We start from the raw sequence: 13,504 nt of genomic DNA on the forward strand, positions 1-13,504 counted from the left end.
TCGCGCCGGGCGCGGTCCATCGCCGCCCGCCGCGCACGCGTCCCCCCGCGCGCGCGATCCCCAGGGCGGGCGGTGGGGGGGGGGCGGCCCCCCCCCCCCCCCCCCCCCCCCCCCCCCCCCCACTTCTCACCCGATCGCCCAAGGACATCGGGACTCGTGCGGTCCATGGGACGCCGGAGTCTTGTGAGGTCGAATCTCGTTACGGACGGCAACTCGGCAACTACCAGCGTGGCGGTATGACGCTTTCCTGAGTGCTCGGAAGATCGAGCCGGGTGGGTTGTCGAACGAGGGGCCGGGCCATGGCATCGACCGCAAAGCATCCGGAAGTTTGTGAGAAGGCCAAAGGACACGTCTGCGAATGCCGCCACTGCAGTGGCTCGCAACACGGGTGGAAAGAATGGGTCGGTCTCGCTCGCGGGCCGGAACGGGTTCGCTCGGCCAAACGTGACGAGATCAAGAAGAAGTGGGTCAAGTGGACGACTTCGAAGCGCGGAATCCGGCGCAATGCGAGGGCGCGCGAGGCGAGCGTGGACTCATTCCGCCTGGACCTGTCCGACTGGCTCGCGCGCACCATATTGCGAAGGCCGAAGGTCCCCGTCCAGCGGCCGGAGGCCGAGCGGCTGCCGGTTGAGCGCGGGGAAATCGATCAAGCCCGGTCGTCTGGCACCGAAACCGATCAGCACGTCGAGCCCGAAGAACCTCAGCACGTCGGTGGCATACTCGAGGAGTACCCGGGCCATCCCGCTCCGGTGGAGCAGGTGGATGCGCTCGCCCAGGCGATGACGGAGGGCATCTGGCCGGACGTCCTCGCCGAGCTCGATACCGGGTCCGGAGACCTCGGCCGGATCCGCCTGCAACTCGCCGACCACGGCTGGTGTGACCTGATCATCGGCTTCGTCAAGGTCATCGAAGAGGCCAACGGGCTGATCGGCAAGCTTTCCGAAGCGGCGAAGAAAGTCATCGTCGACACGGTCGTCGATGCCAGCCGGAAAGATCGGCGGTCGCAGCTGACCAGGGAAGTGGTCGGCATGATCGTGGACAAGGCATGGGGAGCGCTCAAGACCGCCGTGCTCGCCCACGTGCCGATTCTCGAACTGATCACCAGCGACGAACTGCTGCGGGATCTCCGCATCCTCGCGGTGTTCATCTGCCCGGCGCCGGAGGCGCACGAAGAAGTGCGAGACCACGCCGTCACTCCGCTCCTCGAAGACGCTCGCGGCTACGTTTCGGAGCAAACGAGGAATTGGCTGGCCCAGCAGTTCGACCAGTGGGCGACAGGTGCCGCACCTCAGCTCGAATCCGGTCGACGTGGCGGAGAAGCCGCCGTGACGGGTCCATCGCCCGCGTGATGCTCAAAGCCTGGGTGGACGCGGAGGAGTAGGCCAGTACGGCTCGGCCCGGGCCGCCGCTTCGGCGATGGCCCGGCCGTCCAACGTCGTCGAGTGGCGGGCCAAACCGGCCGCCCGCCACTCGACGCTGAACTCCACCGGTCCGTTCGGCAGCGGTGACAGCCACAGCTGCCGCTCGCCCCGGTAGGACCGGTCGTTGCTGGCGGCACCGCCGCCGAGGTCGGTCAGCTCGCCCCGGTCGACGCGGAACTGCAGGCCGCCGTCGGCCGGGCCGGGGAGGCCGCCCGCGTGGGCCACGTCGATGCCCTCCCAGGTCGCGTCGTCCATCCCGCCGCGGCGCGCCGCCACCTGCACGGTGAGGCTGCAGCCCGCCGGGTACGCCACCACGTGTTGCAGCGCGACCACAGTCAGTTCGCCGCGCGCCACGAACCGGGCGGCCGGCACCGGGCAGCCCAGGATTTCGGCCGTCGGGTCCATGGTTCCAGCATCCCCGCCGCCGCAAGCGAATACCGCGGCCCACGTCGGCGGCGCCACTCGTTCACCGGTGTTTCCGCCACGTGGCCCAGTGGCCCGCCAAGCGTTACCTGGCCGTTTCACGAGACCGTTGACGGCTGTGCCCCGGCTCACTACAGTCCCCGGAAACCGTCTGTAAAGTATCCTAATTAAGTCCGGAGGGACGAGTGCGAGCCGGTAGCCCGCGGATGCTGCGCGAGATCAACGATCGCGCCGCCATCGAGGTCCTCCTGCGGGAGGGGCCGCTCACGCGGGCCGAACTCGAACTCGCCATCGGGCTGTCCAAGCCCGCCACCGCGCAGCTGCTCACCCGGCTCGAGCAGGACGACCTGGTCGTCAAGGCCGGGGTGCGCGGTGGGGGACGCGGGCCGCGGGCCCAGCTCTGGGCGGCCAACGGCAGCCTCGCCTTCGTCGCCGCCGTCGATCTCACGCCGCACGTGGCCGACTTCGTCGTCGCCGATGTCGCCGGGGTCGTGCTCGCCGAGTACCAGGTGCCGCTGCCCGTCCACGAAGGCGCCGACGTCGTCGGGACCTTCGGGGAAGCGCTCAACCACGTCACCGCGGAAGCCGGCATCACGCGGAACCAGCTGGCCCACGTCGTGATCGGCGCGCAGGGGGCGTTCGATCCGCGGACCGGCCTGCTGTCTTCCGCGCCGCACATCCCTGGCTGGCTCGGCTTCGACGTCCCGCAGAAGCTGTCCGACGAACTCGGCGTCGACGTCCTGATCGAGAACGACGTCAACCTGGTCGCGGTCGAGGAGATGACCGTCGGGCAGGCGCAGGACGTCGACGACTTCGTCATGGTCTGGCTGTCCGAAGGCGTCGGCGGTGCCGTCGTCATCGGACGGCGGCTGTTGCGCGGGGCCACCGGCGGGGGCGGCGAGATCGACTGGATGCGCGTGCCCGATCCCGCCACCAAGGACACCGGCGACGTCTGGCCCGAGGCGGGCGCGCGGTTCGGCAACCTCGTCGACTCGCCCGCCGTCTGCCGGCTCGCCGCCGCGCACGGCATCGAAGCCGGAACCGCCTGGGACGCCGTGGAGAAAGCCGGGAAAGGCCATCCCTTCCTCGACGATCTCGCCCGGCGGGTCGCCGGTGGCGTCGCGAACCTCGTCGCCGTCGCCGACCCGCAGCTCGTGCTCCTGTGCGGCGACACCAGCCGGGCCGGCGGGGAGAACTTCGCCGCGCTCGTCCAGGAAAAGCTGCACGAACTGGTCCTGCCGCGCACGCCCGTCGGGTGCGCGTCCGTGCAGGGCAACGCCGTCCGTGCGGGCGCGCTGCAGTCCGCGCTCGCCACCACCCGTGAGGACGTCTTCGGCGTCGTCACCCCCACGCTCCTCGGGTCGCGCAGGTCCGAGGGCGACAGCACCCGTTCACGACTCCCGTAGCTCCAACCGATGAGGAGGAGGGCCATGCCCCCTACCACCCGGACCCGCCGCGGCGCCCTGCTGGTGGCCGCCGCCGCGGCGTCCGTCCTGCTGACCAGCGCCTGCTCCGGCGCCGCCGCCCCGAGCGGCGGCGGTGACGCGGCCGCCGCGCCCGGCAAGGACGACAAGCTCACGATCACCGTGTACTCCAAGTTCACCGACCGCGAGTACGGCGTGGTCACCGCGGGCCTCAACAAGCTGAAGACGAAGTTCCCGAACATCGAGATCAAGCACGAGGGCAACCAGGACGACGACAAGCTCACCCAGTCGATCCGTGGCGGCAACCCGCCCGACGTCGCGATCTCCTTCTACACCGACAACCTCGGCGCCTGGTGCTCCACCGGCAGCTTCCAGGACCTCAAGCCCTACATCGACCGCGACAAGATCGACCTGAACCAAATCCCGGAAGCGGTCCGCAACTACACCGAATACCAGGGCAAGCGGTGCGCGATGCCGATGCTCGCCGACGTCTACGGGCTCTACTACAACAAGGACATGTTCGCGGCGAAGGGCATCACCTCGCCGCCGAAGACGACGTCGGAGCTGTTCGAGGCGACCAAGAAGCTCACCGAGTTCAACCCGGACGGCTCGATCAAGGTCGCCGGCTTCCTGCCCTCGATGCCGTTCTACGCCAACCAGGCCCAGTACTGGGCGCCGAACTTCGGCGCGCCCTTCCTCGGCCCGGACGGCAAGTCCGACCTCGCCACCAACCCCGGCTGGAAGGCGATGTTCGAGTTCCAGAAGCAGCTGATCGACTTCTACGGCGGCCACGCCAAGGTCGAGCAGTTCAAGGCCGGTCTCGGTGACGAGTACTCCGCCGACCACGGCTTCCACAAGAAGAAGCTGGCGATGATCTACGACGGCGAGTTCCGCACGGCGTTCCTCAAGGACCAGGCGCCCGACGTCAACTACGGCACCGCGCCGGCGCCGGTGCTCGACAGCATGGCCGACCACTACGGCGGCGGCTTCACCACCGGCACGATCATCGCGATCCCCAAGGGCGCCAAGAACCCCGGCGCCGCGTGGGAGCTCATCAAGCAGGTCACCCTGGACACCGACACCCTGGTGGACATGGCCAACGGCCTGAAGAACGTGCCCAGCACCAAGGCGTCGCTCACCTCGCCGCGGCTGGACCTGCAGCCGCAGTTCAAGACGTTCCTCGACATCTACGACAGCGGCAAGCTGGTGGCCAACCAGACCACCCCGATCGGCGACGCGCACCTCAAGGCGGTCAACGACTTCGCCGAGAAGTGGCAGGCGGGCTCGGTGCCCGACCTGACCGCCGGCCTGGCGAAGGTCGACGCGCAGATCGACGACGAGCTCAAGCAGAAGGGCGCGGGCGGATGACGACGCTCGCCGAAAAGGCTTCCCCGTCCGCACCTGCGAAGGTGCGGGCGGGGGCCCGCCGGGCCAAGCGCCGCCGGACCGTGCTGTTCTTCATGGCCCCGGCGTTCATCGGGTTCCTGATCTTCTTCGGCTACCCGCTGATCGCCACGGTCTACTACTCCTTCACCCGGTACGACCTGATCAACCCGCCGCAGTTCATCGGCTTCGACAACTACGTCCGGATGTTCACCACCGAGCCGCTGGTCGGCACGGCCGCGTACAACACGCTGTGGCTGGTGGTCGTCCTGACGGTCTGCCGCGTGGTGTTCTCCCTCGGCATCGCGTCGGTGATCTCGCGGCTGAAGTCGGGCGTCGGCCTGGTCCGGACGCTCTGCTACCTGCCGACGCTGGCCCCGCCCGCGGCGGCGACGCTGGCGTTCGTCTTCGTGTTCAACCCGGAGTTCGGCCCGGTCAACCGCTTCCTGCGGCTCGTCGGCATCGACGGCGGCCTGTGGTTCAACAGCCCGGGGATGTCGAAGCCCGCGTTGACGCTGCTCGCGCTGTGGGGCTCGGGCGAGCTGATGATCATCATCCTGGCCGCGCTGCTGGACGTCCCGACCGAACAGTACGAAGCAGCCGAGCTCGACGGCGCCGGCCCGATCCGCCGGTTCTGGCACGTCACGCTGCCGTCGATCTCGCCGGTGCTGCTGTTCGGCGTGGTCAACTCGATCATCTACGCCCTGCAGTTCTTCACTCAGGCCATCGTGGCTTCCTCGGCGTCAGCGGGCACCGCCGACGTCGCCGGCAACTCGAAGCTCATCGGGGCACCGCAGAACTCGACGCTGACCTACCCGATCTGGCTGTACGTCCAGGGCTTCCGCTACTTCAACATGGGCTACGCGGCGGCGATGGCCGTCCTGTTGTTCATCGTGAGCTCGGGCTTCACGTGGATTCTCGTGCGGCAGCTCCGGAAGTCCCAGCACCAGGAGGAGGGGGCATGACCGCACTGGCCGAAGCGCCGCAGCGCGAAGCGGGCGTACCGCCGAAGGTGCGGTTCAAGCGCAACTGGGACAAGCGGCTGTCGTTCATCGCGCTGCATTCCGTCGGCATCGCGCTCGGCGTGATCTTCATGCTGCCGCTGCTGTTCGTTTTCCTCACCGCGGTGATGGCGAGCGACCAGGCGATGACGGCGAGCCTGTGGCCGACCGAATGGCACTTCGAAAACTTCGTCAAGGTGTTCCAGAAGGCGCCGCTGCTCGAATACTTCGGCAACAGCCTGCTGTATTCGGCGCTGGCGACGGCGGGTGCGCTGCTTTCGGCGATCCCGGCGGCGTACGCGCTGGCGAAACTGCGGTGGCGCGGGCAGAACCTGTTCTTCATGCTGACCGTGGCGGCGATGCTGCTGCCGCCGCAGGTCACCGTCGTGCCGCTGTACGACCTGTGGGTGCGGATGGGCCTCACCGGCACGCTGGTGCCGCTGATCGTGCCGTACTTCTTCTTCGACGCGTTCTCGATCTTCCTGCTCCGGCAGTTCTTCCTCACCATTCCGAAGGACTACCTCGAAGCGGCGAAGATCGACGGCTGCAACGAGTTCCAGGCGATGTACCGCGTGCTGATCCCGATGGCCAAGCCGGGGATCGCGGCCACCGCCATGTTCTGCTTCCTGTTCACCTGGAACGACTACTTCGGGCCGCTGCTCTACACCGGCGAGGACCAGGACCACTGGCCGCTTTCGCTGGCCATCGCCTCCTTCCGCGGCATGCACCACGTCGAGTGGAACATGACGATGGCGGCGACCGCGCTGATCATGGCGCCGGTGATCGTGCTGTTCATCTTCGCCCAGAAGTCGTTCGTCAAGGGCATCACATTCACGGGAGTCAAGGGATGAAGCTGGCAGTCGTCGGTGGCGGGTCCACCTACACGCCGGAACTGATCGACGGGATCGCCGGCCGCCGGTCCACTTTGGACGTCGACGAGATCGTACTGGTCGACCCGGACGCCTACCGCGTCGAGGCCGTCGGCGGGTTCAGCCAGCGGATCCTCGATCACGCCGGCCACCCGGCGCGGGTGCGGACCACGCAGTCGCTGGAAGAGGGCGTCGACGGCGCTTCCGCCGTGCTGATCCAGCTGCGCGTCGGCGGGCAGCGGGCGCGGCGCTCCGACGAGACGTTCCCGCACGCCTGCGGCTGCGTCGGCCAGGAGACGACCGGCGCCGGCGGGCTGGCGAAGGCGCTGCGCACGGTGCCGGTGGTGCTGGACATCGCCGACCGCGTCCGCAAGATCGCCGGCGACGACACGTGGATCGTCAACTTCACGAACCCGGTCGGCATCGTCACGCGCGCCCTGCTCAACGAGGGGCACCGCGCGGTCGGGCTGTGCAACGTCGCCATCAACCTGCAGCGGCAGTTCGGGAAACTCCTGGGTGTCGGCGCGGACGACGTCAAGCTCGTCCACACCGGGCTGAACCACCTGAGCTGGGAGCGCGGCGCGCTCGTCGACGGCGTCGACCGGCTCCCGGAGCTGCTGGATCAGCACCTGGACTACCTGTCCGACGAGGTCAGCGTGCCGCAGAAGTGGCTGCGGCGCATGAACGTCGTGCCGTCGTACTACCTGAAGTACTTCTACGCGCACGACGAGCAGGTCACCAAGCAGCGCACCGAGCGTCCGCGCGCGGACGTCGTGTCCGACGTCGAGGAAGAGCTGCTGAAGATCTACCTCGACCCGGACCAGCACACGAAGCCGGAGTCGCTGGAGAAGCGCGGCGGCGCGTACTACTCGGAAGCCGCCGTGCAGCTGGTGCACGCGCTGACCGCGGGCGGCCCGGCCGAGGAGCACGTGGTGAACGTCCGCAACGACGGCACCTTCCCGTTCCTGCCGGACGACGCCGTCATCGAGGCCAGGTCCATTGTGGACTCCAAGGGGGCGACGCCGATCCCGCAGCCGCCGGTCGAGCCGCAGTTCTCGGGCCTGATTTCGGCGACGACGGCGTACGAGTTCCTGGCTTTGGAGGCGGCGCTCAAGGGCGGCCGCGACCGCGTCGCCGACGCCCTCCTGGCGCACCCGCTGGTCGGCCAGTACACCAAGGCCGACACGCTCGCCGACTCGCTGGTCCAGATCAACCGCGAGTACCTGCCCTGGGCGCGCGGATGAGCGTGTCTGATTGCGCCTCCGCGGGGAAAAGTACGTCGGCGGCAGTCATCGCGATCGACGGCGGCAACAGCAAGACCGAGGTCCTGGTGATCTCGGAAGACGGCGTCGTGCTGGGGTCGTCACGCGGCCCCGGCGCATCGCCGCAGAACATCGGCGTCGCGGCCTGCGTCACGGCGCTGGAGGGCTTGGTCCTGGAGGCCTACCCGGACTTCGGGGAGAAGCCGGACGCGGTCCACACCTCGGCGTACCTGGCTGGGCTCGACTTCCCCCGCGAGGAAGAGGCCCTGCACGCGGCGCTGTCCGCGCGCGGCTGGAGCGACACCCTGGCCGTCGGCAACGACACCCTCGCGCTGCTCCGGGCGGGCAGCGCGGGGGTGGGGGTCGCGGTGGTCTGCGGCGCCGGGATCAACGGCGCCGGCGTCGGCCCGGACGGCCGCGTGCACCGCTTTCCCGCGCTGGGCAAGATTTCCGGCGACTGGGGCGGCGGCTACCGGCTCGGCGAAGAGGCGCTGTGGTGGGCGGTCCGCGCCGAGGACGGCCGCGGCCCGCGGACCGCGCTGATGCCGGCGGTGGCGGCCTACTTCGGGAAGCCGGCCCTGCTGGACGTCGTGCAGGGCCTGCACTTCGAGGAGATCGACCCGGCGTCGATCCACGGGCTCTGCCCGCTGCTGTTCGAGGTGGCGGCGGCGGGGGACGAGGTCGCCCAGGACATCGTGACGCGGTTCGTCGAGGAGGTCAGCGTCTTCGCGGCGGTGATCCTCCGCGAGCTGGACCTCACCGAGGACGCCCCGGAGATCGTCCTGGGCGGCGGCGTCCTGACCGGCGTCGGCGCCCAGGTGATCGCGGAAATCGAAAAGCGGTGCCTGAAGGTGGCACCGCGCGCGGTGGTCCGCGTCGTCGACGTGAACCCCGTGGTGGGAGCGGCGTTGTTCGGACTCGACACGCTGGGCGCGCCGGAGGCCGCGAAAGCGGCGCTCAAGGCGGCGACCCAGCGCACCTAGACCTGGTGGCCTGCCTCGAAGCGGCGCGAGGCAGGCCACCAGACCCGAGTCACGGCGCGGGGACGATGGTGTCGCCGGTCTCCAGCAGGGACTTGAGGTCGGAGAGGATCCAGGCCCAGCCGCCGCCGGCGTTCTCGTTCGGGGGCGCGTCCAGCCGCTCGAAGGCGCCGCTGACCATCCCGGCGATCGTCGGCGCGCCGGTGACGTCGTGGGTCACGGTCAGCCGGGTGCCGGCGGTCTTGGATTCCTCGATCTCGTAGGTCAACGTCGTGTAGGGCTCTTCGCTCACGTCGCCGGGCGCCATCAGCAGCTTCCAGGTGAGGACCAGCTTCCGCGGCGGGTCCACCTCGAGGACTTCGCCGTCGACGAGGTCGCCGGTCATCCCGGCGTCGATGAACGCCTGCGTCGGGCGGGTGCGGTGCTTGCCGCCGGGCCGGAGGTCGAAGTCGACCAGGCCGGTGTAGCCGTACTTCGCCGTCCACTCGGGTTTCGTGATGGCGTCCCAGATGCGCTCCGGGGAAGCCTTGATGTAGACGCGGTAGACCTGCACGGTGTCCGTCATGGTTCTTCGCCTTCCAGCTCGTTCTTGAGGTCGAGGAGCGCGGTGACCTGGCGCTCGGTGTACTTGTCGATCCACCGGTCGTGGATCTGGCGGATCGGGACGGGGTTGAGGAAGTGCCGCTTCTCGCGGCCTTCCTTCCGCGCGACGACGAGCCCGGCCTCCTCCAGGAGCTTCAGGTGCTTCATGACGCCGAAGCGGGTCATCTCCACCTGGGTCTCCAGCTCGGTGAGCGTGCGGCCGTCACGCTCGAAGAGCAGGTCGAGCAGGAACCGGCGGGTCGGATCCGCCAGCGCCTTGAACACCAGGTCGTCGTCGGGCACGTCAGCGAGAATAGGTGACCAAAAGGTCACATGTCAACGCACGAAGAAGGCCGCCACCCGCGGTGGGTGACGGCCTCCGTTCGCGGCTAAACGATCAGCGACAGCGGCAGGATCAGCGCGATGGCGACCACCGAGATCAGCGTCTCCATCACCGACCAGCTCTTCAGCGTCTGGCCGACCGAGAGCCCGAAGTACTCCTTGACCAGCCAGAACCCGGCGTCGTTGACGTGCGAGAAGAACAGCGATCCGGCACCGATCGCGAGCACCAGCAAGGCGCTGTGGGACGGGTCCATGCCCGCCGCCAGCGGGGCCACGATGCCCGCCGCGGACACGGTCGCGACCGTCGCCGAGCCGGTCGCCAGCCGGATCGCGACCGCGACCAGCCAGCCGAGCAGCAGCGGGGACAGGTGCGCGTCCTTGGCCAGGCCGGTGATCACGTCGCCGACGCCCGCGTCGACCAGGGTCTGCTTGAACCCGCCGCCCGCGCCGACGATGAGGATGATCCCGGCGATCGGCCCGAGCGAGTCACCGACCACAGTGGACAGCCGGTCCCGGCCGAGCCCGGCCGGGCGGCCGAGCAGCACCATGCCCACCAGGACCGCCGCGAGCAGCGCGATCAGCGGGTCGCCGACGAAGTCGAGGATCTTGCGGGCCTGGCTCTCCTTGGCCAGCAGGATGTCCGACAGCGCTTTCGCGAGCATCAGCACGACCGGCAGCAGCACCGTCGTGAGCGTCGCGGCGAAGCTCGGGCGAGGCTTGTCGGTGTCGGCGCGTTCCGGGACGAGCCGCTCGGGGGCGGCGGCGTCCGGCACCAGCCGGGCCGCGATGCGGGCGAACAGCGGGCCCGCGACGACCAGCGTCGGGATGCCGACGAGCAGGCCGAACGCCAGTGTGATGCCGACGTTCGCGTTCAGCGCGCCGGCCGCGGCCAGCGGACCCGGGTGCGGCGGGACGAGCCCGTGCAGCACCGAAAGCCCGGCCACCGCGGGAATCCCCAGCAGCATCAACGGCTTGCCGGTGCGCTTGACCGCGAGCAGCACCACCGGGATCAGCATCACGAGCCCGATCTCGAAGAACATCGGCAGCCCGATCAGCGCGGCCACCAGCGCCATCGCCCACGGCAGCGCGGCGCCGCGGGCCTTGCCGAGCACGGTGTCGACGATCTGGTCGGCACCGCCGGAGTCGGCGAGCAGCTTGCCGAGCATCGCGCCGAGCGCGATCAGGATGCCGACGGACGCGACCGTGCTGCCGACGCCGGTGGTGAAGCTCTTGAGCAGCTTGTCGACCGGCATCCCGGCGGTCAGCCCGAGCGTGAGCGAGCCGAGGACCAGCGACAGGAACGGGTGCAGCTTCACCTGCGTGATCAGCACGACGATGACGGCGATCGCGACGACGGTCGCGATGATCAGGCGGGTGTCGTGGCCGGTCCAGCCGGCGGCGAGGACGGCGTTCACGCGTGCTCCCGGAAGGCGGTCAGCGCGGCTTCGGTGATCTCTTCCGGCGTGCCGCTGGTGTTGTCGAAGACGGCGCCGGCCTCGTCCGGCTCGAGGGGTTCGAGGTCGGCGAGCTGCGAGTCCAGCAGCGACACCGGCATGAAGTGGCCCTTCCGGGTCTTCATGCGCTCGGCCAGCTGCGCCCGGTCGCCGTGCAGGTGGGCGAACCAGACGTCGCCGCCGCGGCGCAGCACGTCGCGGTACCGGCGCTTGAGCGCGGACGACGTCACGACACCGCCGGTGGCCTCGTGCTCGCGGATCCAGCCGGCGATGGCTTCGAGCCAGGGTGCGCGGTCTTCGTCGGTCAGCGGCGTGCCGGCGGTCATCTTGTCGATGTTGGCCTTCGGGTGGAACGTGTCCGCTTCCGCGTAGTCGACGCCGAGCGCCGCGGCGAGCGCCGTGCCGATCGTCGTCTTCCCGGAGCCTGACACCCCCATCACCACGATGACGGTCATCCGCACCTCCCACTTCGTTGTGCTCAGGTGAGTCAAACTCAAAAGTACTACTTATTCAAGATGAAGTACTACTTAATCGAGTCAGACGACTAGCCTCGATCAGGTGAGACACGAGCAGGTACTGGATGCCCTCGGCGCGGCGATCGCGAACGGATCCCTGGTCCCGGGCACCGTGCTGCGCTCGGAAGACCTCCAAGAACGCTTCGGCGCCTCGCGGACGGTGGCCCGCGAAGTCGTGCGCGTGCTCGAGACGATGCGGCTGACCACGAGCAAGCGCCGGGTCGGCGTGATCGTCCGGGAGCCGGTGGAGTGGAACCACTACGACCCGCGGCTGATCCGCTGGCAGCTCGACGGCCCGGCCCGCCCCGCCGCCCTGGCCACGCTGAACGAGCTCCGGTCGGCGATCGAGCCGTGCGCGGCGCGGTACGCGGCCCTGCGCGCGACGCCGGAGGAGCGCGGCCGGTTGACCGCGCTGGGGGAGCGGCTGGCGCGGACGGGCCGGGCCCGCGACCTCTCGGCGTTCCTCGAGTTCGACATCGCCTTCCACGACCTGCTGCTGACCGCGTCCCGGAACCCGATGTTCGGGCAGCTGTCGGAGGTGGTCGCCGAGGTGCTCACCGGCCGCACCGGGCACGGCCTGATGCCGCCGGAGCCGCAGCCCGAAGCCATCGCGCTGCACCTGGAGGTGGCCGCGGCGGTGGCCGGCGGCGAGGCGGACCGGGCGGAGCGGGCGATGCGGGACATCGTCGTCCAGGCGCGGGACGAGATCGCCGCCCTGGTCTCCGAGGGCGGTTCCGAGGTCGAGTAGCCTCCACGGGAACTGGACTTTCCTTCGGCCGGGGGGCACGGGTGAGCGCGGCGCGCGCGATCGGACTGGTGTTGGGTGTGGCGGCCGACGGCGCCCTCGGCGACCCCCGCCGCCGCCCTCCGGTGACGGCGTTCCGCCGGCTCCCGCCCCGCTCGGGCGTCCTGGTCGCGGGCGCGGCGGTGGCCGCCGGGGTCCTGCTGGAGCGCGCCGGCCGCGGCCGCCCCGTGGCGCAGGCATCGGCGACGGCGGTGACGACGTGGGCGGTCCTCGGCGCGGCCGGCCTGGCCCTGCACGGCACCGAACTGGCGCGCGACCTCGAGGAGTGCCGCTTCGAGCCGGCCCGCTCGACACTGTCCGAACTGGACCCGCGGGTCACCGACGGGCTCGGCGCGATCGCGCTGTCGCGGGCGTCGGTGGAGACGCTGGCGGAGAACACGTCGGACGCGGTGGTGGCGCCGCTGGTGTGGGGCGCGCTGGCGGGCGTGCCGGGCCTGCTGGGAGCCCGCGCGGTGAGCCTGCTGCGCCGGGCCCGCACGGGCCGCCGCGGCCACTGGGCGATCGACCGCCTCGACGAGCTGGTCCACCTGGTCCCGACCCGCGTGGCGGCGGCCCTGACGGTCCTGGCGGCCCCGGTGGTCGGCGGCTCCGCGGGCGGCGCGTGGCGGGCCTGGCGCCGCGACACGATCGCCCACCCGAGCCCGAACGCGGGCCGCGTCGAAGCGGCGTTCGCGGGCGCACTGGAGATCCGCGTCGGCGGGCGGACGGTGTACCCGCACGGGGTGGCGGAGCTGCCGGTGCTGGGGGTGGGCCGGAACCCGGACGCGGGCCACGTGACGCGGGCGGTGGAGCTGTCGCGGGTGGTGGGCTGGCTCTCGGCGGCGACCGCGGTGGTGCTGGCCGTGTTGTCGGGCTTCCGGCGCCGCTGACTTCAGCGAAGTTTCAAGAGCCTGCTGCGGACGCGGCGGAGTTCGCTGCCGGTGACACCGGCGTCGAGCAGGTACCGCTCGACATCCAAGCCGTCGAGCGTCGTCATGACGGCCTCCTCGATCGTGGTGCCCCGCTCCGCGAGGGCGGCCTGGATGAGCGGTTCCTGGTCGGCG

At 70.1% G+C, this 13,504-nt stretch carries 14 protein-coding genes; 9 read left to right on the forward strand and 5 right to left on the reverse strand.

Annotated elements, in window-relative coordinates:
- Nucleotides 1-299 precede the first annotated feature (299 nt).
- Complete coding sequence (locus AB0M93_RS47245; protein WP_364287615.1) at nt 300-1,349, forward strand: hypothetical protein; 1,050 nt, start codon at nt 300-302, stop codon at nt 1,347-1,349.
- Between the two features lie 3 nt (nt 1,350-1,352).
- On the opposite strand, the gene AB0M93_RS47250 is transcribed toward AB0M93_RS47245, so the two are convergent.
- Complete coding sequence (locus AB0M93_RS47250) at nt 1,353-1,826, reverse strand: hypothetical protein (protein ID WP_364287618.1); 474 nt, start codon at nt 1,824-1,826, stop codon at nt 1,353-1,355.
- Nucleotides 1,827-2,050: 224 nt separating this feature from the next.
- Between AB0M93_RS47250 and AB0M93_RS47255 the strand changes: the two genes are divergently transcribed.
- Genes AB0M93_RS47255 through AB0M93_RS47280 form a run of 6 tightly spaced genes read left to right on the forward strand, consistent with a single transcriptional unit; the run spans nt 2,051 to nt 8,766 of the window.
- A complete protein-coding gene (locus tag AB0M93_RS47255; protein WP_364287749.1) occupies nt 2,051-3,250 on the forward strand; it encodes an ROK family transcriptional regulator in 1,200 nt (399 codons plus the stop codon).
- 24 nt (nt 3,251-3,274) lie between these two features.
- A complete protein-coding gene (locus AB0M93_RS47260) occupies nt 3,275-4,636 on the forward strand; it encodes an extracellular solute-binding protein (protein ID WP_364287621.1) in 1,362 nt (453 codons plus the stop codon).
- A complete protein-coding gene (locus tag AB0M93_RS47265) occupies nt 4,633-5,616 on the forward strand; it encodes a sugar ABC transporter permease (RefSeq protein WP_364287624.1) in 984 nt (327 codons plus the stop codon). Before AB0M93_RS47260 ends, AB0M93_RS47265 begins: the two co-directional genes overlap by 4 nt.
- Nucleotides 5,613-6,503: a carbohydrate ABC transporter permease gene (locus tag AB0M93_RS47270; RefSeq protein ID WP_364287627.1), complete on the forward strand. Its 891-nt coding sequence runs from the start codon at nt 5,613-5,615 to the stop codon at nt 6,501-6,503. Before AB0M93_RS47265 ends, AB0M93_RS47270 begins: the two co-directional genes overlap by 4 nt.
- A complete protein-coding gene (locus AB0M93_RS47275) occupies nt 6,500-7,765 on the forward strand; it encodes a 6-phospho-beta-glucosidase (protein WP_364287630.1) in 1,266 nt (421 codons plus the stop codon). The genes AB0M93_RS47270 and AB0M93_RS47275 overlap by 4 nt, the downstream gene beginning before the upstream one ends.
- Nucleotides 7,762-8,766 carry a BadF/BadG/BcrA/BcrD ATPase family protein gene (locus AB0M93_RS47280; protein WP_364287633.1) on the forward strand — a complete coding sequence of 335 codons (1,005 nt, stop codon included), beginning with the start codon at nt 7,762-7,764 and terminating at the stop codon, nt 8,764-8,766. Before AB0M93_RS47275 ends, AB0M93_RS47280 begins: the two co-directional genes overlap by 4 nt.
- Nucleotides 8,767-8,815: 49 nt before the next feature.
- Here AB0M93_RS47280 and AB0M93_RS47285 read toward each other — a convergent pair whose 3' ends face one another.
- The 4 genes from AB0M93_RS47285 to AB0M93_RS47300 all read right to left on the reverse strand — a co-directional run bounded on the left by AB0M93_RS47285 (nt 8,816) and on the right by AB0M93_RS47300 (nt 11,596).
- Nucleotides 8,816-9,328, reverse strand: a complete 513-nt coding sequence (locus AB0M93_RS47285) for an SRPBCC domain-containing protein (RefSeq protein ID WP_086671945.1) — start codon at nt 9,326-9,328, stop codon at nt 8,816-8,818.
- Nucleotides 9,325-9,648: a metalloregulator ArsR/SmtB family transcription factor gene (locus AB0M93_RS47290; protein WP_093948599.1), complete on the reverse strand. Its 324-nt coding sequence runs from the start codon at nt 9,646-9,648 to the stop codon at nt 9,325-9,327. Before AB0M93_RS47290 ends, AB0M93_RS47285 begins: the two co-directional genes overlap by 4 nt.
- A gap of 86 nt (nt 9,649-9,734) precedes the next feature.
- The gene (locus AB0M93_RS47295) at nt 9,735-11,102 is read right to left on the reverse strand and encodes a gluconate:H+ symporter (protein WP_364287637.1); all 1,368 of its coding nucleotides are present in this window, start codon (nt 11,100-11,102) and stop codon (nt 9,735-9,737) included.
- Nucleotides 11,099-11,596, reverse strand: a complete 498-nt coding sequence (locus tag AB0M93_RS47300; RefSeq protein ID WP_364287640.1) for a gluconokinase — start codon at nt 11,594-11,596, stop codon at nt 11,099-11,101. Before AB0M93_RS47300 ends, AB0M93_RS47295 begins: the two co-directional genes overlap by 4 nt.
- Nucleotides 11,597-11,699: 103 nt before the next feature.
- On the opposite strand from AB0M93_RS47300, the gene AB0M93_RS47305 reads away from it, so the two are divergent.
- The gene (locus AB0M93_RS47305; RefSeq protein ID WP_364287643.1) at nt 11,700-12,404 is read left to right on the forward strand and encodes an FCD domain-containing protein; all 705 of its coding nucleotides are present in this window, start codon (nt 11,700-11,702) and stop codon (nt 12,402-12,404) included.
- A 41-nt stretch (nt 12,405-12,445) separates the two neighbouring features.
- Nucleotides 12,446-13,330, forward strand: coding sequence for a cobalamin biosynthesis protein (locus tag AB0M93_RS47310; RefSeq protein WP_364287646.1), 885 nt, complete (start codon nt 12,446-12,448; stop codon nt 13,328-13,330).
- The last annotated feature ends 174 nt before the right edge of the window (nt 13,331-13,504 follow it).

The organism is Amycolatopsis sp. NPDC051102, assembly GCF_040682815.1.
GTDB lineage: Bacteria > Actinomycetota > Actinomycetes > Mycobacteriales > Pseudonocardiaceae > Amycolatopsis.

Coding starts and splice junctions, on each gene's coding strand:
- AB0M93_RS47245 (WP_364287615.1), top strand. CDS start 300: ATGGCATCGACCGCAAAGCATCCGGAAGTTTGTGAGAAGGCCAAAGGA.
- AB0M93_RS47250 (WP_364287618.1), bottom strand. CDS start 1,826: ATGGACCCGACGGCCGAAATCCTGGGCTGCCCGGTGCCGGCCGCCCGG.
- AB0M93_RS47255 (WP_364287749.1), top strand. CDS start 2,051: ATGCTGCGCGAGATCAACGATCGCGCCGCCATCGAGGTCCTCCTGCGG.
- AB0M93_RS47260 (WP_364287621.1), top strand. CDS start 3,275: ATGCCCCCTACCACCCGGACCCGCCGCGGCGCCCTGCTGGTGGCCGCC.
- AB0M93_RS47265 (WP_364287624.1), top strand. CDS start 4,633: ATGACGACGCTCGCCGAAAAGGCTTCCCCGTCCGCACCTGCGAAGGTG.
- AB0M93_RS47270 (WP_364287627.1), top strand. CDS start 5,613: ATGACCGCACTGGCCGAAGCGCCGCAGCGCGAAGCGGGCGTACCGCCG.
- AB0M93_RS47275 (WP_364287630.1), top strand. CDS start 6,500: ATGAAGCTGGCAGTCGTCGGTGGCGGGTCCACCTACACGCCGGAACTG.
- AB0M93_RS47280 (WP_364287633.1), top strand. CDS start 7,762: ATGAGCGTGTCTGATTGCGCCTCCGCGGGGAAAAGTACGTCGGCGGCA.
- AB0M93_RS47285 (WP_086671945.1), bottom strand. CDS start 9,328: ATGACGGACACCGTGCAGGTCTACCGCGTCTACATCAAGGCTTCCCCG.
- AB0M93_RS47300 (WP_364287640.1), bottom strand. CDS start 11,596: ATGACCGTCATCGTGGTGATGGGGGTGTCAGGCTCCGGGAAGACGACG.